This window comes from Rhodospirillaceae bacterium, assembly GCA_002746255.1.
Lineage (GTDB): Bacteria > Pseudomonadota > Alphaproteobacteria.
In genome coordinates this window covers 17,070-37,896 of the sequence record NVWO01000015.1, presented here as the reverse complement: position 1 = coordinate 37,896, position 20,827 = coordinate 17,070, and the positions used below count along the sequence as shown (strand labels likewise).

Below are 20,827 nucleotides of genomic sequence, written 5' to 3'. Positions count from 1 at the left end.
CCATCCATTTGATGACCAATCACCTTGGGATTGCCCTCATACAGCTAAACCCGACCGTCGGCGATTTGGCTGGTAATCTGGAGAAAATTCGTCACGCCTATCGTAAAGCCGCGGCGGAAGGGGTTGATCTTGTCATTTCCAGCGAGCTTGTCGTCACCGGCTATCCGCCGGAAGACCTGATGCTGAAACCTTCTTTTCAGGAAGCGGCGGAAAAGGCGGTGCATGTGCTTGCGGCGGAACTTACGGGCGGGGCAGGGCCGGGCCTTCTGATTGGGGCTCCATGGCGCGACGGTGACGCGCTTTACAATGCCTCGCTTCTGCTGGACGACGGCAAGGTGGTCCATGCGCGGTTCAAGCATGATTTGCCGAATTATGGCGTTTTCGACGAACGGCGGATTTTTTCTTCCGGGCCGTTGCCGGGTCCGGTGAATTTCCGTGGCGTGCGCCTTGGCATCATGCTGTGCGAGGACATGTGGACTTCGGAGGTGACGGAATGTCTGGTGGAATCCGGCGCGGAAATTCTCGTCGTTCTCAACGGTTCACCCTTCGAAGTCGACAAGCCGGATCAGCGTCTGAATTTTGCGGTGGCGCGCAGCGTCGAATCTGGCCTGCCGTTAATTTATACGAACCAGGTCGGCGGGCAGGATGAGCTTGTTTTTGACGGCGGTTCCTTCGTCATTGGCCATGACCGCACTCTTGCGGCCCGGGCGGTCAATTGGTGTGAAGAGGTCATGATTACGCACTGGCATCGAGACAAAAGCGCCTGGATTTGTGAAGCCGGGCCGATGGCAGGGGAAACAAGCGGAACGGAAGCAATCTATCAGGCGCTGCTGCTTGGTCTTCGCGACTACGTTACGAAAAACGGGTTCCCCGGCGTTCTGATCGGCCTTTCCGGTGGCATTGATTCGGCCCTCACCGCAGCCCTGGCCGTGGATGCGCTCGGCGGTGATCGCGTGCATGGGATCCGCATGCCCTCCCCCTACACGTCACCGGCAAGTCTTGAGGATGCCGAAATTCTTGCGGACAATCTTGGCATGCGTCTGGATACGATTTCGATCGAACCGGCGATGGCTGCTTTCGATGCGATGCTAAAAGAGCTTTTTGCCGGACAGGATGCGGATGCGACCGAGGAAAACATTCAGGCGCGTGCGCGTGGCATGACGCTGATGGCGCTCAGCAACAAATTTGGCCGTCTTGTTCTCAGCACCGGGAACAAGTCGGAAATGTCCGTTGGCTATGCGACGCTTTATGGTGACATGGCGGGTGGATTTGCGATCCTGAAGGACGTTTATAAAACGACGGTCTATGAATGTTGCCGCTGGCGAAATGCTAATTTTCCAGAAGGGGCGCTTGGGCCGAAGGGGATGGTTATCCCGGACCGCATTCTGACGAAAGCACCTTCCGCCGAGTTGAAGCCGGACCAGTGCGACCAGGATACGTTGCCGCCTTACGAAGATCTTGATGCGATTCTTTCCTGCCTGATTGAAAAAGATATGTCCGTGGATGAGATTGCCGACCGTGGTTATGATCGCAAAACCGTAAGCTGGGTCTGGAAGATGTTGGACATTGCCGAATACAAGCGCCGTCAAGCGCCGCCTGGGGTGAAGATCACCAGCCGTTCTTTTGGCCGCGACCGTCGTTATCCGATTACGAATCGTTACAAGGGGCTGGCATGAGCACATCCCGGTCTTGCGTTCGAACCCGCTTTGCGCCAAGCCCAAGCGGACGGTTGCACGTTGGCAATATCCGCGTCGCGCTTCTCAACTGGCTTCTTGCGCGCAAATCGGGTGGGCAGTTTATTCTGCGATTCGATGACACCGACATTGACCGTAGCCGCGAGGAATATGTGATTGCGGCGCGTGAGGATCTTCGCTGGCTGGGCCTGGAATGGGACGTGGAGGCACGCCAGTCGGAACGGCTTGATCTTTATGGGGCGGCGGTCGAAACGTTGAAGGTGGCAGGGCGGCTTTACCCCTGTTACGAAACCCCTGAAGAATTGGGATTAAAGCGTAAGGTCTTGCTTTCTCAAGGGAAACCACCAATTTACGATCACGCGGCGTTGCGTCTGGACGCGTCGGAACGCCAGCGCCTTGAGATGGAAGGCCGCCGGCCCCATTGGCGATTCCAGTTGGCCCAACAGGAAATTCACTGGGTGGACGGGGTTCGCGGTGAGGTTCGCTTTGACGCAAAAAACCTGAGCGACCCGGTCTTGATTCGTGCTGATGGGACGCCGCTTTTTATCCTTCCGGCCGCAGTTGACGACATTGACATGGGGATCACGGACGTTCTGCGCGGCGAAGATCATGTGACGAACACGGCCATACAGATGCAGATATTCGAAGCCCTTGGTGCCGAGCCGCCGCGATTTTCCCATTTTCCCCTATTGACGGATCACCAGGGAAAGGGGCTTTCCAAGCGCCATAAAAGTCTGGCCGTTGCAGATTTACGTGAAGAGCCTTTCGAGGCGATGGCGTTGAACAGTCTGCTTGCTTTGATCGGAAGTTCGAACCTGGTCGCACCCTCGGTTTCTCTTGAAGCTCTGGCGGAAAGTTTTGATTTGCAAAAATTTGCGCGGGCAACGCCAAAATTCGATCTGGAAGAACTCAAAAATATGAACGCAAAATTGCTTCATCTTTTTTCTTTTTCGGACGTGGAGGCGCGTCTTGACGCGCTGGGCCTAAAAGATGCGGATGAAGATTTCTGGCTTGCCGTTCGCGGCAATCTTGAACGCCTTTCGGACGTTTTGGATTGGTGGCGTGTCTGCCATGGGGAAATCACGCCGGTTATCGAGGACGCGGCTTTTGCCGGGTTGGCGGCGGCGCTGTTGCCGGAAGGGGCGTGGGGGCCGGACGTCTGGAAAATTTGGACGGAAGCGGTGAAGCAAGCCAGCGACCGGAAAGGGAAACAGCTTTACCATCCGCTTCGCCTGGCGCTTACCGGGTTCGAACGTGGACCGGAATTGAAGAATCTGTTACCGATCATCGGTAGAAAGCGGGCGGTTGCCCGATTGCAGGGACAGACGGCCTGATCAATCTGGCCATGAAGGATGCCGTTCGCGACGACCCATGGAACTTGTTCTCTACAACACCCTTACTCGCAAGAAGGAGGTTTTTACCTCCCTGCGCCCGGACAAGGTCGGCATCTACGTTTGCGGGCCCACCGTCTATGACCGGGCCCATGTCGGCAATGCCAGGCCGGTTTTGGTCTTCGACATCCTCTATCGGCTGCTGAAGCGCCATTTTTCAGACGTGACCTACGTTCGCAACATCACGGACGTAGACGACAAAATCAACGCCGCCGCCGCCGTAAAGGGAGAGACGATCGGCGATCTGACAGAGCGGACGGTCAAGGCCTTTCACGAGGACATGGCGTCCCTTTCGGCGCTGCCCCCGGACATAGAGCCACGGGCGACGGAACATATCGCCGAGATGGTTGCAATGATCGAATGCCTGATTGAAAAGGGCCATGCCTATGTCGCCGATGGGCATGTGCTTTTCGAAGTGGGTAGCATGCCGGATTATGGCCGGCTTTCGGGAAAGGACCTGGAAGAACTGATCGCCGGCGCACGCGTCGAGGTGGCCCCTTACAAGAGGGTTGCGGCGGATTTTGTGCTGTGGAAACCAAGCAACCCGGACATTCCCGGATGGGACAGCCCATGGGGGCGCGGCCGGCCTGGTTGGCACATCGAATGTTCGGCGATGAGCGGGGCCTACCTTGGCGATACTTTTGACATCCACGGTGGTGGCCGCGATCTCGTTTTCCCCCATCATGAGAATGAAGTCGCCCAGAGCTGCTGTGCTCATGATGGCAAACCCTTTGCGCGTTATTGGGTGCACAATGGTTTTCTCACCGTGGGCGGCGAGAAAATGTCGAAATCCCTTGGCAATGTTTTGACAGTGCGTGCGCTTTTGCAGCAGGCCCCGGGCGAAGCCATTCGTTTTGCCATGCTTTCGACCCATTATCGCCACCCCCTGAACTGGTCGGAGGAAACGCTTTCCCAGGCGAGAGAGAAGCTGGACCGGCTCTATACGGCCCTTCGTCAGGTAGAAGCCATTGCACCTGGCTTTGAGGCCGTTCCAGACGTGATTGAGGCACCGCTTCTTGACGACCTTCATACGCCGATGGCGTTGAGCAACCTTGCCGGCCTGGCCAGCGCCATCAACAAGGCCAAAACGGTGGCGGAAAAAGCCAGCGCAAAAGGGGCGCTGCTTGCGGCGGGGGCGGCGATGGGGCTGCTTCAGCAAGACCCGGAGGCATGGTTTCGCTGGCAGCCGGCGGGGGCCGTTGATCTGGACGAGGCGGAAATCGAACGTCAGATTGCCCTCCGGAACAAGGCGCGCCTGGAAAAGGACTTCAAGGAAGCCGATCGTATTCGCGACGCGCTTGCCGAAAAGGGGATCTTGCTTGAAGATCGGGCCGGTAAGACAATTTGGAGACATGCGGGATGAGCCGCGAGAAAAAAGACGACAAACGGATTTATTTCTACGACAGCACCCTTCGCGACGGGCAGCAAACCATGGGCGTTGACTTTAATGTCAGCGACAAGGGGGTGATTGCCTGTGAGTTGGACCGTCTTGGAATCGATTACGTTGAAGGGGGATGGCCGGGGGCGAACCCGACGGATGACAGTTTCTTCGCAAACCCGCCGAAATTACGTCACGCACGTTTCACTGCTTTTGGCATGACGCGGCGTCCGGGGCGCAGCGTCGAGAACGATCCCGGCCTGGCAGCACTTCTTTCAAGCGGCGCGCAAACCGTCTGCATGGTTGGAAAGACCTGGGATTTTCACGTCAAAATTGCCCTGGAAACCACCCTTGATGAAAATTTGCGCATGATCAGTGAAAGCGTGGTGCACGGGAAAACACGCGTCGAAGAGGTTCTTTTTGACGCCGAGCATTTCTTTGATGGGTACAAGGCGGACGCTGATTATGCGCTGGCCTGTGTGCGCGCGGCGTATGAGGCGGGCGCACGCTGGGTGGTTTTGTGCGACACGAATGGCGGCGCATTGCCGCACGAAATTGAGTCGATTCTTTCCCAGGTAGTTGAGGCGGTGCCGGGCAGCCATCTTGGAATCCATTGCCACAACGACACGGAAAACGCGGTTGCCAACAGCCTGGCGGCGGTGCGGGCCGGTGTGCGGCAGATTCAGGGCACGATGAACGGCCTTGGGGAGCGTTGCGGGAATGCCAACATCGTCTCGCTACTGCCGACGCTGATGTTGAAGATGGGCTACCGGACGGGCGTTAGCAGCAAGGGTTTGAAGCAGCTTACTAAATTGTCGCATTTGATCGACGACCGGCTGAACCGGGTTCCGAACCATCACGCGGCCTATGTGGGGGAGTCTGCCTTTGCCCATAAGGGGGGGTTGCATGTCTCGGCGGTGGCCAAGGATCCCAAAAGCTACGAACATGTTGACCCGGAATGCGTCGGCAATCGTCGCCATGTCGTTATTTCGGATCAGGCGGGAAAAGCGAACCTTTTGGCCCGGCTGAAGGAAATCGGGATTAAGCTGAATTCGGACGACCCACGCCTGGCGCAGCTTGTTGAGCAGATAAAGGCGCGGGAATTCGAGGGCTATTCCTATGACAGCGCGGGGGCGAGTTTCGAGCTGCTGGCGCGCCGCGCGCTTGATAGTGTGCCGGAATATTTCAGGCTGATTAATTTTCGGGTGATTGATGAACGTCGCTGGAACGCCCGGGAGGAGTTGGTCACCCTCTCGGAAGCGAAAATCAGCGTCGATGTTGGTGGTAGGAATGTCCTTACCGTGGCCGAAGGGAACGGGCCGGTAAACGCGTTGGACAATGCGCTTTGCAAGGCGCTGTCGCCGACATATCCTCAGTTGCAGAATATCGTGTTGGTGGATTACAAGGTGCGCATTCTGGATTCGAACTTTGGAACCAAGGCCCAGACGCGCGTGATGATCGAAAGCGCCGCCAAGGGGGCGCATTGGACGACGGTCGGCGTCTCGACGAATGTGATCGACGCTTCCTACAATGCCCTTCACGACAGCATCACCTATAAATTGCTTCGTGACGGCGCCAAAGTGTGATGGCGGGAACCGATTCGACGAAAATTCTGGTAACCGGAGGCCCCGTTGTCGTGCTGGTTGGTGCGCAACTCGGCGAAAATATCGGCACCGCCGTTCGAGCCATGGGGAATTGTGGCCTTGGCGAGCTTCGCCTTGTGAACCCCCGGGCGGGGTGGCTGAATGAGAAAACCATCGCCGCTTCGTCGGGTGCCGACGCCATTCTTGATGCGGCGCGCGTTTATGCCAGTACGGCCGAAGCGACCGCCGACCTTCACCACGTCTTCGCGACGACGACGCGGACCAGGGATATGGAAAAGCCTGTGGTGACGCCGCGGGTGGCGGCGAACGTCATGCGCAGTGTGGCGAACAAGGGCGAGAAGGTCGGCCTTCTCTTTGGGCCCGAGCGGTCCGGCCTAACCAACGAAGATGTCGCCCTTGCAAAGACCATCATCGCCGTGCCTCTAAATCCGGCCTTTTCTTCGCTGAACCTTGCCCAGGCCGTGCTTCTGCTTGGCTATGAGTGGTTTCAGGCCGGCCTTGCGCCGGATGATGTGGCATCGTCGTCGGTTTCGGCCTCTCGGACAGGCACCCTTCCGGCGACACAAGCGGCGCTGCTCGATTTTTTCGCGCATCTTGAAGGGGAGCTCGACATCTGCGGTTTTCTAAGAATTGCGGAAAAACGGTCCGGCATGGTCCTAAATATTCGGAATATTTTCACCCGGGCCGGGCTTACGGATCGGGAAGTTAGCACCCTGCGCGGCATCGTCTCGTGCCTTGCGCAGCGGCCCCGGGGCTAAGGCATTGGGAAATCGGTTTGACAGGGCTGGGAGCATGCGTATAGTACGGCCTCTTACAGGGCGGAACCGCCCGGAAAACATGGAAATATAAGGCGTTTAGGGTTCTATGACGAAACGGTTGCAGTCGAAATACAAAATTAACCGGCGTCTTGGCGTCAATCTTTGGGGGCGCCCGAAAAGCCCCGTAAATCGCCGTGAGTACGGTCCTGGCCAACATGGTCAGACGAACCAGCGTCGTCGGAGAGTATCGGATTTTGGAACGCAGTTGTCTGCGAAGCAAAAGCTGAAAGGCTATTACGGCAATATCGGCGAACGGCAGTTCCGGAACGTCTATCAGGAAGCGGTTCGTCAAAAGGGCGACACAGGCGAGCGTCTCATTGGCCTGCTAGAGCGCCGGTTGGATATTATCGTTTATCGAATGAAATTTGTGCCGACGGTGTTTGCGGCACGGCAGTTTGTTAATCACGGTCATATTCGGGTAAACGGACAGCGTGTGACGATTCCCTCCTATCGGGTAAAGGAAGGGGACGTCATTGAGATCAAGGAGAAATCCAGAGAATTAATCATCGTTCTGGATGCGGTGCAGTCGCAAGAGCGGGACGTGCCGGAGTATATCGATGTGGATCACAAGGAAATGAAGGGCACATTTGTTCGCGTTCCGGCGCTTGGCGATGTGCCATACCCGGTCCAGATGGAGCCGAACCTTGTGGTGGAATTTTATTCGCGCTGACGTCGTGTAAGGCGTCGGACATGCAAAAGGGCCGCCCATTGGGCGGCCCTTTTTGTTTGGCGCGAATTGGGCCGGTCAGGTGGTTGCTTCAACACCCTTTTCCTGAAAATGGCTTGCAAGCTCGCCGTTTTCATACATTTCGCGGAGGATGTCGCAGCCGCCGACGAATTCGCCTTTTACATAAAGCTGGGGGACCGTCGGCCAGTCGCTGAACTGCTTGATGCCTTCGCGAAGGTCCGGATCGGACAGCACGTCGATGCCCTTAAATTTTACGTGCATTCGCGAGAGAATTTCCACGACGGTGGCAGAAAAGCCACATTGTGGAAAGACGGGGGAACCTTTCATGAAAAGGACAACGGCGTTTTCCGAAATATCCTCACGAATACGATCAAAGATAGGGTTTTCGCTCATTTTGTCCTCTTTGCCTGCTGGGTTTTGTAGGGCCGTTTGATTCAGTCACCTTCGGCAATGACGGTCTGAAGCGCTAGCGCGTGCAGTGCGTCGCCCATGTTGCCCTGCAAGGCCTTGTAGACCATTTGATGTTGCTGAATGCGGGTCTTTCCCTTGAAGGCGGCGGAGGCCACCCGGGCGGCATAATGATCGCCGTCACCCCGAAGGTCGGTAATGGCAATCTCCGCATCGGGAAGCGTTGCCTTGATCAGCCGTTCGATTTCCTGGGCATCCATTGCCATTTGTTGCACCAAACTCCGCTTTTTGTTTTTTAGGGTGCGGCCATATAAGCCGGAAACCAGCCTTCATGGGCTTCTTGTAACTGTTCTAAGGATATAGAGAGGATGCGACTTATTTGCAATCCATCTCCGCCGGTGCACCCTAGGATGCAGGCTGGCACGCCCGCTTTCTCGGCGGCGGCTAAAATCATGTTCGGTGCCTGGGTCGTCAGCAAATAGCGGCCCTGGTCTTCACCGAAGAGCCAGGCATCCTGGGCCGTTCCGTTCATTTCGGGTGTGATTTTGGCCCCGATACCACCGGCAAGGGCCATTTCCGCCACCGCAATGGCAATGCCGCCATCGCTGATGTCGTGGCAGGCGGTCAGCTTTCCGGTTTCGATGAGATGACGGACAAAATCCCCGTTTCGTCGCTCGATTTCAAGATCAACTTTTGGCGGCGGGCCTTCTTCCCTGCCCATAATCTCGCGAAGGTAGAGCGAGGCGCCCAGGGCACCCTGGGTCGTGCCGATCAGGATAAGTGCGTCGCCTTCGGCTTTGAAGGCAAGGGTTGTTCGTTTGTTCAAATCCGCAATCAGCCCCACAGCACCAATGGCGGGTGTTGGCAGAATGGCCTGCCCGTTTGTTTCGTTGTAGAGCGAGACGTTCCCCGAGACGACCGGAAAGTCGAGGGCCAGGCAGGCTTCCCGGATGCCTTCGATGGCGGCGACAAACTGGCCCATGATTTCCGGGCGTTCCGGGTTTCCGAAATTTAAATTGTCTGTAATCGCAAGAGGTTTGGCGCCAACGGCGGTCAGGTTCCGCCAGGCTTCGGCGACGGCCTGGGCCGCCCCGGTCTTTGGGTCGGCCACGCAATAGCGCGGCGTGCAGTCGGTTGTGACCGCCAGGCCCTTGTTTGTGCCATGAACGCGAAGCACGGCGGCGTCGCCGCCGGGTCGCTCGACGGTGTCGGCCATCACCATGTGATCATATTGCTCCCAGATCCAGCGTCGGCTGGCCAGATCGGGGCAGCCGATCAGGCGGAGCAGCGCCTTGCCGGCTTCCAGTGCCGGCGGGTCCGCCATTGGCGCAAGAGGAGGCCGGGCCTTTGGGCGAACCCACGGCCGGTCATAGCTTGGGGCGGCACTTGCCAGCGGCGCRATGGGRAGGTCGGCGATGGTTTTCCCGCCCGATTTCAGCACCATGTGGCCACTGTCCGTYACTTGGCCGATGACCGCGAAGTCCAGYTCCCATTTTTCRAAGATCGCCTTGGCMGCATCCGTTCGGTCCGGATGGATGACGATCAGCATGCGTTCCTGGCTTTCCGACAGCATGATTTCATACGCGGTCATGCCTTCCTCGCGGACTGGAATATTGTCGATGTTCATTTCGATGCCGGTGCCGCCCTTTGAGGCCATCTCAAAGGAAGATGAGGTAAGGCCTGCGGCCCCCATATCCTGAATTGCAACGATCGCATCCGTGGCCATTAATTCCAGGCAGGCTTCCAGAAGAAGCTTTTCCGTGAAGGGGTCGCCGACCTGTACGGTTGGGCGCTTTGCATCTGAATCCTCATCAAATTCCGCCGAGGCCATGGTTGCGCCGTGAATGCCRTCACGGCCGGTTTTTGATCCGACATAGATGACCAGATTTCCCGGACCCGCGGCTGCCGAGTAAAAGATGCGATCGGCATCGGCCAGTCCCACTGTCATCGCATTGACAAGAATGTTGCCATTGTAAGAGGGGTGAAAATTGCATTCGCCTCCGACCGTCGGCACGCCGATGCAGTTCCCGTAATCGCCGACGCCGGCAACGACGCCGGCGACAAGGTGGCGGGTTTTTGGATGTTCAGGGTCTCCGAAACGCAACGAATTAAGGTTTGCGATGGGCCGTGCGCCCATTGTAAAGACGTCGCGCAGGATGCCGCCAACGCCGGTCGCCGCCCCTTGATATGGCTCGATGAACGAGGGGTGATTGTGGCTTTCCATCTTGAAAACAACGGCATGGCCGTCACCGATGTCGATGACGCCAGCATTTTCGCCTGGCCCGCAGATAACCCATGGCGCCTCTGTCGGCAGCGTTTTCAGCCAGCGCCGCGAGGATTTATATGAGCAATGTTCGCTCCACATGACAGAGAAAATACCAAGCTCGGTCATGTTCGGCGTGCGGCCAAGGATTTCCAGAACCTTGTCGTACTCCTCGGCAGACAATCCGTGCTGGGCGGCGATTTCGGGGTTCACTTCGGTCATGCGAGGGCGGCTACCAACCCATCGAACATGGCTTTTCCGTCTTCGCCGCCAAGAAGCTGCTCGGTCTGTCGTTCAGGGTGCGGCATCATTCCAAGAATCTTGCGTTCTTTGTCGAACACACCGGCAATGTTGCGGGCGGAGCCGTTTGGGTTTGCCCTCTCGCTGAGGACCCCTTCGGCGTCGCAATAACGAAAGGCGATCCGGTTCTCGCTCTCCAGCGCATCAAGGGTCTTAGGATCGGCGTGATATTTCCCCTCGTGATGGGCGACCGGAATGCGCAGGACGGCCCCCTGGCGATAGGCCTTCGTGAAGGGGCTGTCGGATGTCTCGACCCGAAGGTGGACGTCGCGGCAAAGGAATTTGATGCCGGAATTTTGCAGAAGCGCGCCTGGAAGGAGGCCGGATTCCGTCAAAATCTGAAAGCCGTTGCAGATGCCAAGGATCGGCACACCTTTTTTAGCGCGCCGCTTAATCTCGCGCATGATGGGCGAATGTGCGGCCATTGCACCAGCGCGCAGGTAGTCGCCATAGGAAAACCCACCGGGCAGGACGATCAGATCGACATCTGGAAATTCGCTATTTTGATGCCAGACGGCAAGTGGCTCGGTTCCTGTCGCGTTTGCGATGGCGACGCGAACGTCCCGATCACAGTTCGATCCAGGATAGACGATAACAGCAGTCTTCACGATGATGGTCTCGCATGAGCGCCTGGGAACGAACGCATTCGGCTCTACTCTAAAAGTTCAATCTCGTAATTTTCGATCACGAGGTTTGCCAGCAGTTTTGTGCACATTTCCTCGACCTTTTTCAAGGCGCGTCCGGGGTCGGTTTCGTCGAGATCAATCTCGATATACTTCCCCTGCCGGATGGCGTTTACCCCGCTAAAGCCCAATGATTCCAACGCATTCGCGATGGCTTTGCCTTGTGGGTCGAGGACGCCTGGCTTCAGCGTGACGTGGACGCCAGCTTTCATGTGTTATGCCGCTTTCATAAAAAATTTGTTTTGGTCACTGTATGGCATTCAGACCTTTTAGGTCCTTTGATCCGCCCTCTGGAAGAATGCCGAGCCGCCGTGCCACTTCTTGATAGGCCTCATTCAGGTTTCCGAGATCGTGTCGGAAGAGGTCCTTGTCCAATTTTTCGTTCGTATGAATATCCCACAGACGGCAACTGTCAGGGCTGATTTCATCGGCCAGAACGATGTACATCTGTTCGCCCTCATAAAGCTTTCCGAATTCGAGTTTGAAATCGACAAGGCGAATTCCGACGCCCAGGAAAAGACCATTTAGAAAGTCGTTGATGCGAAGCGCCATGGACATGATGTCGTCAAGGTCCTGGGTCGATGCCCAGCCGAAGGCGGTGATGTGTTCTTCGGAGACGAGCGGATCGCCGAGCTTATCGGATTTGTAATAATACTCAACGATGGAACGCGGCAGCGGCGTTCCCTCTTCAAGCCCCAGACGCTTGGCAAGCGATCCTGCTACGACGTTGCGAACGACGACTTCGATGGGAATGATTTCAACTTCGCGGATAAGTTGCTCGCGCATGTTTAACCGGCGCATAAAATGCGTGGGCACGCCGATTTCCGCCAGCTTGACCATCAGATATTCGGAAATGCGGTTGTTCAGCACCCCCTTGCCGGTGATGACTGCATGTTTCTGATTGTTGAAGGCGGTCGCGTCATCCTTGAAATGCTGGACGAGAGTCCCCGGTTCCGGTCCTTCGTAAAGAACTTTGGCCTTGCCTTCATAGATACGTCTGCGGCGGTTCATGGCTTCATCTTTGTAAAAAAGAAAACCTTCGACCCAAGGGGCGAGCGGTCCAGAACACGCCCAAGATATAGCAACTCTTCCCCTTGAAAACAATGGGGCGCAGAGGGCGGGAGCGCCCGGATTGGGAGAGGTGGGGCCGCTCAGACGGCGACGTCTTCGAAGGGTGTTTCGTCGGGTCGGCCATTGGCAAACCGGAAGACGGATGCCGCCTGTTGATGGGGGGAGGGCAGGGCAATCAGGGCGCTGGAAACGGTACCAAAGCCATCCTTGCCGACAATTGTCATTGCGCTTGCGGGGTCGGCCTCGTCGTCGAATTCACGGCAGGCAAGAAGGGCGGCCCAGATTTCCCATCGGCCCTGGCCGGGGTTTGGAAGCGGGGCCACGCGGAAGCGCGGCAGATAGGTGCGGATACGACCCGATCTAAGGTCATTGCGGTCATGGGCGGTTATCAGGGAAATTCCGGGCGGAAATGGCCAGCATGCCATCGTCCCCATGCCGAGGTTGCGAATCCAAAAGGCGTGCTGCCTGTCGGCGATGACCAGATTAAAAGGGCGATAATCAGCCGCATTTTGTCTGGCAAGCGCCTTTGCCGCTGTTGGCGCATCTTTATGGTCAAGTGCCATAAGCACAAGCTCGCCGCGGCTGCGCTTGTCCGGGGCCGGCCCCAGGCTTTCTGGGCGGTTCAGGACGCCCGCCACCATTCCCTGGTCGCTTAGGCCCAGCCAGGCCCCTCCGGCTTCGAGGTCCTTTCCGGCGCGGACATGGGGGCGGTCCGGCCAGTGCCGTCCGGGCGCGAGGGAGGGCCGCGCAATGCGTTCATCCCGATTGACCCCCAGAAGGATGGGCCAGTCGGCGTCTGGACGATAGGCGAGAGCGAGGGTGCACATGTCTAAACTTACAGGTACCACTTCTGCGCCGCTCTCGCTATATAGAGGGCTTCTAGAAGGAGGCCGTGGGTCCCTTCGGGTAGGTAATCGTTAGGGTGGAAAGCAATGAACGACAGCTTTAAGAATCGGGAAAAAGCGGCCGAGGCCAAGTTTCAACACGACGAGGAAACGATGTTTAAGGCTGGCGCACGACGCAACAAATTGCTCGGGCTATGGGCTGCCGATCTTTTGGGGCTAACGGAAGCCGATGCCGCGTCTTATGCGAAAGAGGTCATTGCGTCTGACTTTGAAAAACCTGGCGACGAAGACGTTCTTGAAAAAGTTTACGAGGATTTTCAGAAAAAAGGCGTCGACATTTCCCAACGTCAGGTACGAAAAGAAATGGATCGCCTTTTTCAGGTTGCGCTTGAGCAGATCACCAGAGGCTAGGCGCGCCTTCTTTGCGGCGGTCGATTTTCTTCACGCCTTCCCGGTTTTAAAGACGCGCCGGAAAAGCGTATCGATGTGACGCGTGTGGTGGGCCGGATTGAAAAGATCCTTCAGTGCCGCTTCATCGATGTGCTTTGACACATCCTTATCCGTCTTAAGGGCGTCGAGAAACGCGCCGTTCTTTTCCCAGGCTTGCATCGCATTTCGCTGGACCGCTTCATAGGCATCCTCGCGGCTCATGCCGATTTGGGTTAGGGCCAGCAGCACGCGCTGGGAATAAACAAGGCCACCGAGGGCATCAAGGTTTTTACGCATGTTCTCCGGATGGACGACAAGCTTGTCGATAACGCTGGTGATCCGCGCAAGCGCGAAATCAAGCGTGACGGTTGCGTCGGGTGCAATCATCCGCTCAACGGAGGAATGTGCGATGTCGCGCTCATGCCACAGCACGACGTTCTCAAGCGCAGGCGTAACATAGCCTCGGATAATTCTGGAAAGGCCCGTCACGTTCTCGCTAAGCACGGGATTCCGCTTATGCGGCATGGCCGAGGACCCTTTTTGGCCGGGCGCAAAATATTCTTCCACTTCGCGGACTTCCGTTCGCTGCAGGTGCCGGATCTCAACGGACAAATTCTCGATTACGCTGGCGATGACGCCGAGGCAGGAAAAAAAGACCGCATGGCGATCACGAGGGATCACCTGGGTTGAAATCGTCTCGATCCGAAGCCCCATCTTTTCCGCCACATAGGCTTCGACCCGTGGGTCGATGTTGGCGAAGGTTCCGACCGCGCCAGAAATCGCGCAGGTGGCGATTTCTTCCCGGGCTGCTTCAAGGCGGTTGTGGCAGCGTTGCAGTGCTGCGTAATGGTTGGCCAGTTTAAGTCCGAAGGTCGTCGGCTCGGCATGAATCCCGTGGCTGCGTCCGATGCAGATGGTGTCTTTGTGTTCATAGGCCCGTCGTTTCAGGGCATCGAGAAGCGCCAGGATGTCTTTGAGAAGAAGGTCGCTTGCCTGGGTAAGCTGGACGGCAAGGCAGGTGTCCAACACGTCCGAGGACGTCATGCCCTGATGGATAAAACGCGCCTCCGGGCCGACATGTTCGGCCACATTTGTGAGAAAGGCGATGACGTCGTGATGGGTTTCTTTCTCGATCGCGTCGATGCGCGCGATCTCAAATTTGCCGCGCTTGCGCACGACTTTTGCGGCTTCGGCGGGTATGACCCCGATTTCAGCTTGCGCTTCGCAGGCACAGGCTTCGATTTCAAGCCAGATCTTGAATTTGTTCTCGGGTGCCCAGATGGCCGTCATTTTTGGCCGTGCGTAACGTGGAATCATAACTGAAACCTTTTCAAAGATAAAACGTCAAAGGAAAAAGCGAATGCCGCCGCGCCCTGCCTGTGGGGTTGCCTCGACGGTGAGGAATTCTACAGGCGTTCAGTTTTTTTTAAACCGAAATGTCGCCGTTTAACCGCAGCTAATCACGGACGATGATCGGGTAGTCGGGGGTTGGATTCAAGGGGCAGGAGTAGACATATTCGCCTTTTGTGAGCTCGATCTCGTAATCCTGGGCATAGCCGGTCTGAAGCCCGCCACCCGAGACGGCTGGAAGCGTCAGCCTGCCGAGGCCGGTTCCGCGAAGGTAAAACCCCAACACGTAGGGGACATTCCTGTTCGTTACGCGAAAAACGTATTTGCCAGGCTTTAATTGCATGGGGGTCACGTTGGCAAGTCGTGCGTCCCCTGTATCGGCGTTGATGCGAACGCAATCCGCTTTTGCCGTGCTTTCATAGCCGTAGTCCTGGCCTTCCGGTTCGAGAAATTGGCAAGGCGTTTGCGTGAGGGTGATGACCGTAGGTGCATTTACGGCGGCGGCCCTGGAAACGGGCGCTGCCAAGAAGATGGCGGCCAGGAGGCCGGCGACTGTCAAGCGTAAGGACGGGCGCGGATTGTAAAACACCGGCAAATTCCCAGTCTGAAGAAAAGACTTCCCAGATATTGGGTGGGCATAGAGGGGCCGTCAATTCACCCTTCTGTGAAGCAATATCCGAAGGAACCGTCGCATTCGAAAGGCGTCGCCGGTTCGTGCCGCTTGGTTCTTTCTTTCGCGTAGAAGGCCAGTGTGATGGGAAAAACCGTTGTTTACCCGTTGGTTATGATCGCGGTAAAAACATATCGTTTTTATAGAATGATCGTTCTATACTCGCGGCTTACCAAGTTTGGAAAACAAGATGCCTTGGAAAAAGCAGTTTGATACCGACGCGGTGCTGGACAAAGCCATGCAGGCTTTCTGGGCGCGTGGCTTTGAAGCAACCTCAATGCAGAACCTGGTGGATTGCACAGGCGTCAACCGTGGCAGCCTGTACGCAACCTACGGGGACAAGCACACGCTCTTTGTCGCGGCGCTTCGGATGTATGACGAAAAAATACGCCGTAAGCTGCTTTCTGATTTCGAAGATACTTACGGTCCGCGTGAAGCGATCCGCCAGGTTTTTTTAACCTTTATGGCGAGCGTTTCCGAGGAGGGGGACAATCGCGGCTGCTTTCTGACGAATACGGCTCTGGAACTTGCGTCCCATGATCCGGAGGTAGGTCAGATCATCGCCTGTGCACAGGAAGAGGTTGAGGCCTTCTTTGCAAGGGTAATTGAAAAGGGGATAGCCAAGGGAGAGATTGCGGCACATGTGAAGCCCGCCGAGACAGCGCGTGGCCTGCTGGCCTCGCTGTTGGGATTTATGGTGCTGCTCCGCAGCCGCCCCGAGAGGGCGTTGCTTGAAACCATCATTGAGGACGCCGTCGGTCGCCTTAAATAATTTTTTTGTTATATTTTGAACGATTGTTCCAGACAGGGCCAAAGTTTCAATCAACCAAAGGAGAACACCCAATGACGTATCCCGTGCATAGCTTGGACACCGCGCCTGCAGCAGCGAAAGAAGACCTTGCCGAGGCAAAAGCTGCCTATGGTTTTCTGCCCAATCTTCTTGGCGTGATGGCCGAAGCTCCGGCATTGTTGAAGGCATATCGAACCGTAGCGGGCCTGTTTGAGGGAACGTCACTCAGTTCCACCGAGCAGCAGATCGTGTTGCTGGCCGTCAGCCACGAGAACAAGTGCAACTATTGCGTTGCCGCACACAGTGTCATTGCAAAGATGCAGAAGGTGCCGGTTGATGTTGTGCACGCCGTCCGCGACGGCCAACCGGTTGCGGATAAGAAGCTTGAGGCGCTTCGCCGCTTCACAGGCTCTGTTGTTGCGTCGCGTGGTTGGCCGTCGGATGCAGACACCAAGGCGTTTCTTGATGCCGGATATAGCAAGGCGCAGATTCTAGAGGTTGTTCTTGGCATCGGCATGAAGACGCTCTCGAACTATACCAACCATATCGCCGACACGCCGCTGGATGAGGCTTTCGCCGGCGAAGTGTGATTGAAGGTTTTTTCTAGATTGCGCCCGTCATAAAAAATGCCCGGCGAGGGATCCCTCGCCGGGCATTTTTAAAAAACCCATCACGCGTTATTCGTAACGCGTTAATTGAGAATTGTTGAAGTTGCACCGGTCTTGGCGGAAGCCGAATTCGTATGGGTGTCGGCATCGGCATTGGATGCGCCACCGCTCGATACGATCAACGGGTAATCAAAGGTTAGATTTTGTCGGCCTGTGTAGATGTATTTGCCTTCTTTAAGCTCGATTTCAAACACCTCGTCATAGCCCGCAAGAATCTCGCCTTTGGAAAAGATCGGTTTTCTTTCTTTCTTTCCGTTCTTTTTCAATTTGTAGATTTCGAGGCCAGATGGAAAGGGAACGTTTGTATTCGAGACTCGGAATTTATAGGTGCCCGGTTTTAGGGTCAGGGTCTGAATGGTCGGGATGCGAACCTTTTTGGATTTGCGATTGATGCGCGGGCAATCCCGTGGGAACGTCACGTCAATGTCGAGAAACTGGCCTTCCGGCTCAACCATCTGGCAGCCCGCATTGCTGAGCATCACCATGCCATCAACGACCCGGAGCGGATTTACCTTCACCACCGAAATCTCCGGGGGACGGTAGTTGTCATCGGACAGAGAACTGCCTGCAGCCAGAGCTGTTCCTGTCAGACCGATTCCGGCGCCAAGAATGGTAAGGGCCTGAAATAACTTATTTCTCAACACGTAATTTGCTCCCTATATCCGTGATTTCCGTGAACCCGTTGCAGGGGGGCATCACCCTCTAACATCTAATGGTATTTACGGATGAATTCAAATAGCGCTTTCGTGATGTGATCGTGATCTGGTGATAAATTCGGCTTTAGAATCAGGAAACTATGCGCAAATCCCGCGCTGCCCAAACGGTGCTTTCAATGAGCCGATCAATATCGCCGTCATCATGAGCCGCAGTAATCGTAAAGCGGATGCGGCTTTCTCCTACTGAAACGGATGGTGGGCGAATAGCGACGCCCAGAAGGCCATCTTTCTCAAGGGCGGCGCTAAGGCGCAATGCCTTTTCTTCCGATCCCACGATCACGGGGATTATCTGCGTTGTTGATCCGCCAATGTCAAGCCCGGCGTCGTGGAAAGCGTGGCGCACACGCTCGGCGGCACCTTGGAGCCAGGCTCGCTCCGCCGCCATTTTTGGCACCAGATCAAGGGCTGCATCGTTGGCACCCAGAACGGCCGGCGGCAACCCGGTCGAATAGATGAGGCCCGGGCAACGGTTGATCAGGAAATCCCGAAGCTTGGCAGAACAAGCCACATAGGCGCCAAAACTGCCGAGCGCCTTGCTGAAGGTCCCCATGACCATGTCGACCCGGTCGCCATATTCCGTGGCAAGGCCAAAGCCGTCCGGGCCCAGAACCCCCATGGCATGGGCTTCGTCCAGATAGAGGAAGGCATCGTATTTCGTCGAAATTTCAACAAGGCGATCAAGGTCCGGTCGGTCGCCGTCCATGCTGAAGACGGATTCGGTCAGGATAAAGCGGGGCCGGTTTTCCTGCGCATCCTGTGCCAGGCGTGATTCAAGATGGTCCAGGTCGTTGTGCCGGTACCGGATCTGGCGGACACCGGCACTTTGGCAGCCCTGGTGGATGCTCGCATGGTTCAGCGTGTCGCAATAGACAAGGGGTTCTGCTCCAAGAATCCGGCGGTTCAGAAGCGTTGCCAGCACGGTCACGTTTGTCTGATAACCGGACGCCATCAAAAGGGCTGTCTCCTTGCGCTTCGCCTTCGCAAGTTTTGCCTCTACTCTTTCGAAGAGTTCTAAATTGCCGCATACGAGGCGCGAGGCACCCGTTCCCGTTCCCCATGCTTCTGTCCATGCGATTGCGCGCGCGCGCAGGGCCGGGTGTTGGGCAAGGCCCAAATAATTATTCGATGAGAAATTGCAGAACGTTTCGCCACCGCGTGTAATGTGGCTGTCTTGCGTTTTCCCGAACAAGCGGAGCCGCCGCCGCTGGGTCGTCGGCAGGTTTTCCAGGAAGCGGGAATAGGCCTGAAAGACTTTCGTCATAAGCTATCCGTTCGGTAGACCCGTATAGTGCCCATATAGAAGGCATTCTTTCTCGTCTCGCGCATTGCCCTTTCCAGTTCGCCATATAGAATCAGGGAAGTAACAATGTGACGGAGTCTTTTACTCTTATGTCAGGGACGGTGATCCAGTGGAAGGCGCTTATCGCGCGCGGGCGTTTTGAGGTCTTTGAAGCCCGCGATGGTGCGCGCATCCGTTACGCGGCCTGGGAGCCGGAAGGGCCGGTGCGGGGAACGGTTGTTTTCCTGAACGGTCGGGCGGAATTCATCGAAAAATACGTTGAGACGATTGGCGAGCTGCTGGACAGAGGTTTTGCGGTCTGGGCGAAGGATTGGCGGGGCCAGGGATTGTCCGCACGGCTTTGCCCACGAAAGGGACATGCGCGTTCCTTCGATCCGCTGCTTTGCGACCTTCATCAATTTCTTATCGAAATTGTTCGCCCGAACAGCGCCGGGCCCTACCTGGCGCTTGCCCATTCGATGGGCGGTCACCTGGTGCTTCGTTATCTCGCCGAACATCCCGGATTCTTTTCCCGGGCGGTGCTGTCGGCACCGATGGTTGGTATCCAAACGCTGGGGTTTCCCAATCTGCTCGTAGAAGGGCTGGCCCATCTGGCCGTGCGGTTTGGTTTTGGGGATCGCTACGTTCCCGGTATGGGGGATGCGGACCCATACCAGACGGCCTTTGCGGAAAACGTCCTGACCTCCGACCCGGACCGTTTCCGGCAAACCCAAATCCTGACGGAGGAAAACCCCGCGCTTGGTCTGGGCGGACCAACCTATGGCTGGATGCGCGCGGCCTTTAAATCCATGCGCAAGACGGCGGACCCTGATTATGTCCGCGCGATTGATGTGCCGGTTCTATTCCTTAGCGCCGGGGAGGAACGGGTCGTGCAAAACGCCGCACAGGAACGTTTAAGCCGCCGCCTGGCACAGGGCCGTTTTGTTTCTCTTGCCGCCTCGCGCCACGAAATTTTGCTTGAGCAGGATTTCGTTCGTGCCCGTTTTTGGGAAAACTTCGACAGGTTCACCAAACCCGTCTGACGCAGCGGCGGGTTTAGAGAAGTCCCATTGACTTGAAGGATTGGTGGCCGCTTTTGGCGACGATGATGTGGTCGTGAAGTTCGATGCCAAGTTTTTGACAGGCCGCCTGGACAGCCTTTGTGATGGCGATGTCCGCTTTCGAGGGTGTTGGGTCGCCGCTTGGATGATTATGGACCATGATGATTGCTGAAGCGTTTAAATCGAGGGCGCGTTTTACCACCTCGCGCGGGTAGATCGGCGCGTGGTCGATGGTTCCGCTTTGTTGTACTTCATCGGCCAGAATCGCGTTTTTGCGATCCAGGAAAAGCAGGCGGAAATGCTCTTTTTCCTCATGGGCCATGCTTGCGTGCAGGTGGTCGAGCAATTGTTGCCAATTTCCGATTACTGGCTGGTTCATGACTTCTTCGCGCACCAGTTTCAAGGCCGCTGCCTGGACAGTTTTCAATGCGGCRATTGCCGTCGCACCAATGCCTGGGATGTCAAGAAGGGCGTCTGGCTTGGCGCGGATAACCTTTGCAAAACTGCCAAATTTCTTCAGCAGTGCCTTTGCTGTTGGCTTTACGTCGCGGCGGGGATGGGCCAGAAAAAGAAGCATCTCAAGCATCTCGTAATCGGCTAGGGATTCCGCCCCGGCTTTCAGGAAGCGTTCGCGAAGGCGTGCGCGGTGACCAAAGTAATGCGGTTTTTTGTCCATTCGACGGGCTAGCCTTTGCTTGCAGCTTCGCGGAGGAATTCGGAT

General features: G+C 56.4%; 22 protein-coding genes. 10 read left to right on the top strand and 12 right to left on the bottom strand.

Annotation, left to right across the window (positions count from 1 at the left end; genetic code table 11):
• Positions 1-11: 11 nt before the first annotated feature.
• From COA65_08315 to COA65_08290, 6 genes are all read left to right on the top strand, one after another.
• Positions 12-1,676 (top strand): NAD+ synthase, encoded by a 1,665-nt coding sequence (locus tag COA65_08315; protein PCJ58231.1) that lies wholly within the window; start codon positions 12-14, stop codon positions 1,674-1,676.
• Positions 1,673-3,028, top strand: coding sequence for a glutamate--tRNA ligase (locus tag COA65_08310; protein ID PCJ58230.1), 1,356 nt, complete (start codon positions 1,673-1,675; stop codon positions 3,026-3,028). Before COA65_08315 ends, COA65_08310 begins: the two co-directional genes overlap by 4 nt.
• Before the next feature lie 37 nt (positions 3,029-3,065).
• The gene (locus COA65_08305) at positions 3,066-4,448 is read left to right on the top strand and encodes a cysteine--tRNA ligase (GenBank protein PCJ58229.1); all 1,383 of its coding nucleotides are present in this window, start codon (positions 3,066-3,068) and stop codon (positions 4,446-4,448) included.
• Positions 4,445-6,049 (top strand): citramalate synthase, encoded by a 1,605-nt coding sequence (locus COA65_08300; GenBank protein ID PCJ58228.1) that lies wholly within the window; start codon positions 4,445-4,447, stop codon positions 6,047-6,049. The genes COA65_08305 and COA65_08300 overlap by 4 nt, the downstream gene beginning before the upstream one ends.
• The gene (locus COA65_08295; protein ID PCJ58227.1) at positions 6,049-6,825 is read left to right on the top strand and encodes an rRNA methyltransferase; all 777 of its coding nucleotides are present in this window, start codon (positions 6,049-6,051) and stop codon (positions 6,823-6,825) included. The genes COA65_08300 and COA65_08295 overlap by 1 nt, the downstream gene beginning before the upstream one ends.
• Positions 6,826-6,931: 106 nt before the next feature.
• Entirely contained in the window at positions 6,932-7,555 is a 624-nt protein-coding gene (locus COA65_08290; GenBank protein ID PCJ58226.1) for a 30S ribosomal protein S4, read from the top strand.
• 75 nt (positions 7,556-7,630) lie between these two features.
• Here COA65_08290 and grxD read toward each other — a convergent pair whose 3' ends face one another.
• The 7 genes from grxD to COA65_08255 all read right to left on the bottom strand — a co-directional run bounded on the left by grxD (position 7,631) and on the right by COA65_08255 (position 13,125).
• A complete protein-coding gene (gene grxD, locus COA65_08285; protein PCJ58225.1) occupies positions 7,631-7,966 on the bottom strand; it encodes a monothiol glutaredoxin, Grx4 family in 336 nt (111 codons plus the stop codon).
• Positions 7,967-8,007: 41 nt separating this feature from the next.
• A complete protein-coding gene (locus COA65_08280; protein ID PCJ58224.1) occupies positions 8,008-8,247 on the bottom strand; it encodes a BolA family transcriptional regulator in 240 nt (79 codons plus the stop codon).
• A 29-nt stretch (positions 8,248-8,276) separates the two neighbouring features.
• Positions 8,277-10,466, bottom strand: a complete 2,190-nt coding sequence (locus COA65_08275) for a phosphoribosylformylglycinamidine synthase II (GenBank protein ID PCJ58223.1) — start codon at positions 10,464-10,466, stop codon at positions 8,277-8,279.
• Complete coding sequence (locus COA65_08270; GenBank protein PCJ58222.1) at positions 10,463-11,155, bottom strand: phosphoribosylformylglycinamidine synthase I; 693 nt, start codon at positions 11,153-11,155, stop codon at positions 10,463-10,465. Before COA65_08270 ends, COA65_08275 begins: the two co-directional genes overlap by 4 nt.
• Before the next feature lie 41 nt (positions 11,156-11,196).
• A complete protein-coding gene (locus tag COA65_08265; protein PCJ58221.1) occupies positions 11,197-11,439 on the bottom strand; it encodes a phosphoribosylformylglycinamidine synthase in 243 nt (80 codons plus the stop codon).
• A gap of 34 nt (positions 11,440-11,473) precedes the next feature.
• The gene (locus COA65_08260) at positions 11,474-12,238 is read right to left on the bottom strand and encodes a phosphoribosylaminoimidazolesuccinocarboxamide synthase (protein PCJ58220.1); all 765 of its coding nucleotides are present in this window, start codon (positions 12,236-12,238) and stop codon (positions 11,474-11,476) included.
• A gap of 140 nt (positions 12,239-12,378) precedes the next feature.
• On the bottom strand, positions 12,379-13,125 hold the full coding sequence (locus COA65_08255) for a hypothetical protein (GenBank protein PCJ58219.1): 747 nt from the start codon (positions 13,123-13,125) through the stop codon (positions 12,379-12,381).
• Between the two features lie 105 nt (positions 13,126-13,230).
• Between COA65_08255 and COA65_08250 the strand changes: the two genes are divergently transcribed.
• On the top strand, positions 13,231-13,554 hold the full coding sequence (locus tag COA65_08250; protein PCJ58218.1) for a hypothetical protein: 324 nt from the start codon (positions 13,231-13,233) through the stop codon (positions 13,552-13,554).
• A gap of 30 nt (positions 13,555-13,584) precedes the next feature.
• On the opposite strand, the gene COA65_08245 is transcribed toward COA65_08250, so the two are convergent.
• Both COA65_08245 and COA65_08240 read right to left on the bottom strand, forming a co-directional pair.
• Positions 13,585-14,889 carry an adenylosuccinate lyase gene (locus COA65_08245; GenBank protein ID PCJ58217.1) on the bottom strand — a complete coding sequence of 435 codons (1,305 nt, stop codon included), beginning with the start codon at positions 14,887-14,889 and terminating at the stop codon, positions 13,585-13,587.
• A 139-nt stretch (positions 14,890-15,028) separates the two neighbouring features.
• Positions 15,029-15,463, bottom strand: coding sequence for a hypothetical protein (locus COA65_08240; GenBank protein PCJ58236.1), 435 nt, complete (start codon positions 15,461-15,463; stop codon positions 15,029-15,031).
• A 307-nt stretch (positions 15,464-15,770) separates the two neighbouring features.
• On the opposite strand from COA65_08240, the gene COA65_08235 reads away from it, so the two are divergent.
• Together COA65_08235 and COA65_08230 are read left to right on the top strand one after the other, a co-directional pair.
• A complete protein-coding gene (locus tag COA65_08235; GenBank protein PCJ58216.1) occupies positions 15,771-16,364 on the top strand; it encodes a TetR family transcriptional regulator in 594 nt (197 codons plus the stop codon).
• 71 nt (positions 16,365-16,435) lie between these two features.
• On the top strand, positions 16,436-16,972 hold the full coding sequence (locus tag COA65_08230) for a carboxymuconolactone decarboxylase (protein PCJ58215.1): 537 nt from the start codon (positions 16,436-16,438) through the stop codon (positions 16,970-16,972).
• A 101-nt stretch (positions 16,973-17,073) separates the two neighbouring features.
• Here COA65_08230 and COA65_08225 read toward each other — a convergent pair whose 3' ends face one another.
• Together COA65_08225 and COA65_08220 are read right to left on the bottom strand one after the other, a co-directional pair.
• On the bottom strand, positions 17,074-17,691 hold the full coding sequence (locus COA65_08225; GenBank protein PCJ58214.1) for a hypothetical protein: 618 nt from the start codon (positions 17,689-17,691) through the stop codon (positions 17,074-17,076).
• A 145-nt stretch (positions 17,692-17,836) separates the two neighbouring features.
• On the bottom strand, positions 17,837-19,027 hold the full coding sequence (locus COA65_08220) for an 8-amino-7-oxononanoate synthase (GenBank protein PCJ58213.1): 1,191 nt from the start codon (positions 19,025-19,027) through the stop codon (positions 17,837-17,839).
• A 128-nt stretch (positions 19,028-19,155) separates the two neighbouring features.
• Here COA65_08220 and COA65_08215 point away from each other — a divergent pair, with 128 nt between their 5' ends.
• The gene (locus COA65_08215; protein PCJ58212.1) at positions 19,156-20,088 is read left to right on the top strand and encodes an alpha/beta hydrolase; all 933 of its coding nucleotides are present in this window, start codon (positions 19,156-19,158) and stop codon (positions 20,086-20,088) included.
• 13 nt (positions 20,089-20,101) lie between these two features.
• On the opposite strand, the gene COA65_08210 is transcribed toward COA65_08215, so the two are convergent.
• Complete coding sequence (locus tag COA65_08210; GenBank protein ID PCJ58211.1) at positions 20,102-20,782, bottom strand: hypothetical protein; 681 nt, start codon at positions 20,780-20,782, stop codon at positions 20,102-20,104.
• Positions 20,783-20,827 lie beyond the last annotated feature (45 nt).

What these genes read in the sequence shown, in the direction of transcription:
- COA65_08315 (PCJ58231.1), top strand. Translation starts at nt 12, where the DNA reads ATGACCAATCACCTTGGGATTGCCCTCATACAGCTAAACCCGACCGTC.
- COA65_08310 (PCJ58230.1), top strand. Translation starts at nt 1,673, where the DNA reads ATGAGCACATCCCGGTCTTGCGTTCGAACCCGCTTTGCGCCAAGCCCA.
- COA65_08305 (PCJ58229.1), top strand. Translation starts at nt 3,066, where the DNA reads ATGGAACTTGTTCTCTACAACACCCTTACTCGCAAGAAGGAGGTTTTT.
- COA65_08300 (PCJ58228.1), top strand. Translation starts at nt 4,445, where the DNA reads ATGAGCCGCGAGAAAAAAGACGACAAACGGATTTATTTCTACGACAGC.
- COA65_08295 (PCJ58227.1), top strand. Translation starts at nt 6,049, where the DNA reads ATGGCGGGAACCGATTCGACGAAAATTCTGGTAACCGGAGGCCCCGTT.
- COA65_08290 (PCJ58226.1), top strand. Translation starts at nt 6,932, where the DNA reads ATGACGAAACGGTTGCAGTCGAAATACAAAATTAACCGGCGTCTTGGC.
- grxD (PCJ58225.1), bottom strand. Translation starts at nt 7,966, where the DNA reads ATGAGCGAAAACCCTATCTTTGATCGTATTCGTGAGGATATTTCGGAA.
- COA65_08280 (PCJ58224.1), bottom strand. Translation starts at nt 8,247, where the DNA reads ATGGCAATGGATGCCCAGGAAATCGAACGGCTGATCAAGGCAACGCTT.
- COA65_08265 (PCJ58221.1), bottom strand. Translation starts at nt 11,439, where the DNA reads ATGAAAGCTGGCGTCCACGTCACGCTGAAGCCAGGCGTCCTCGACCCA.
- COA65_08260 (PCJ58220.1), bottom strand. Translation starts at nt 12,238, where the DNA reads ATGAACCGCCGCAGACGTATCTATGAAGGCAAGGCCAAAGTTCTTTAC.
- COA65_08255 (PCJ58219.1), bottom strand. Translation starts at nt 13,125, where the DNA reads ATGTGCACCCTCGCTCTCGCCTATCGTCCAGACGCCGACTGGCCCATC.
- COA65_08250 (PCJ58218.1), top strand. Translation starts at nt 13,231, where the DNA reads ATGAACGACAGCTTTAAGAATCGGGAAAAAGCGGCCGAGGCCAAGTTT.
- COA65_08245 (PCJ58217.1), bottom strand. Translation starts at nt 14,889, where the DNA reads ATGATTCCACGTTACGCACGGCCAAAAATGACGGCCATCTGGGCACCC.
- COA65_08230 (PCJ58215.1), top strand. Translation starts at nt 16,436, where the DNA reads ATGACGTATCCCGTGCATAGCTTGGACACCGCGCCTGCAGCAGCGAAA.
- COA65_08220 (PCJ58213.1), bottom strand. Translation starts at nt 19,027, where the DNA reads ATGACGAAAGTCTTTCAGGCCTATTCCCGCTTCCTGGAAAACCTGCCG.
- COA65_08215 (PCJ58212.1), top strand. Translation starts at nt 19,156, where the DNA reads ATGTCAGGGACGGTGATCCAGTGGAAGGCGCTTATCGCGCGCGGGCGT.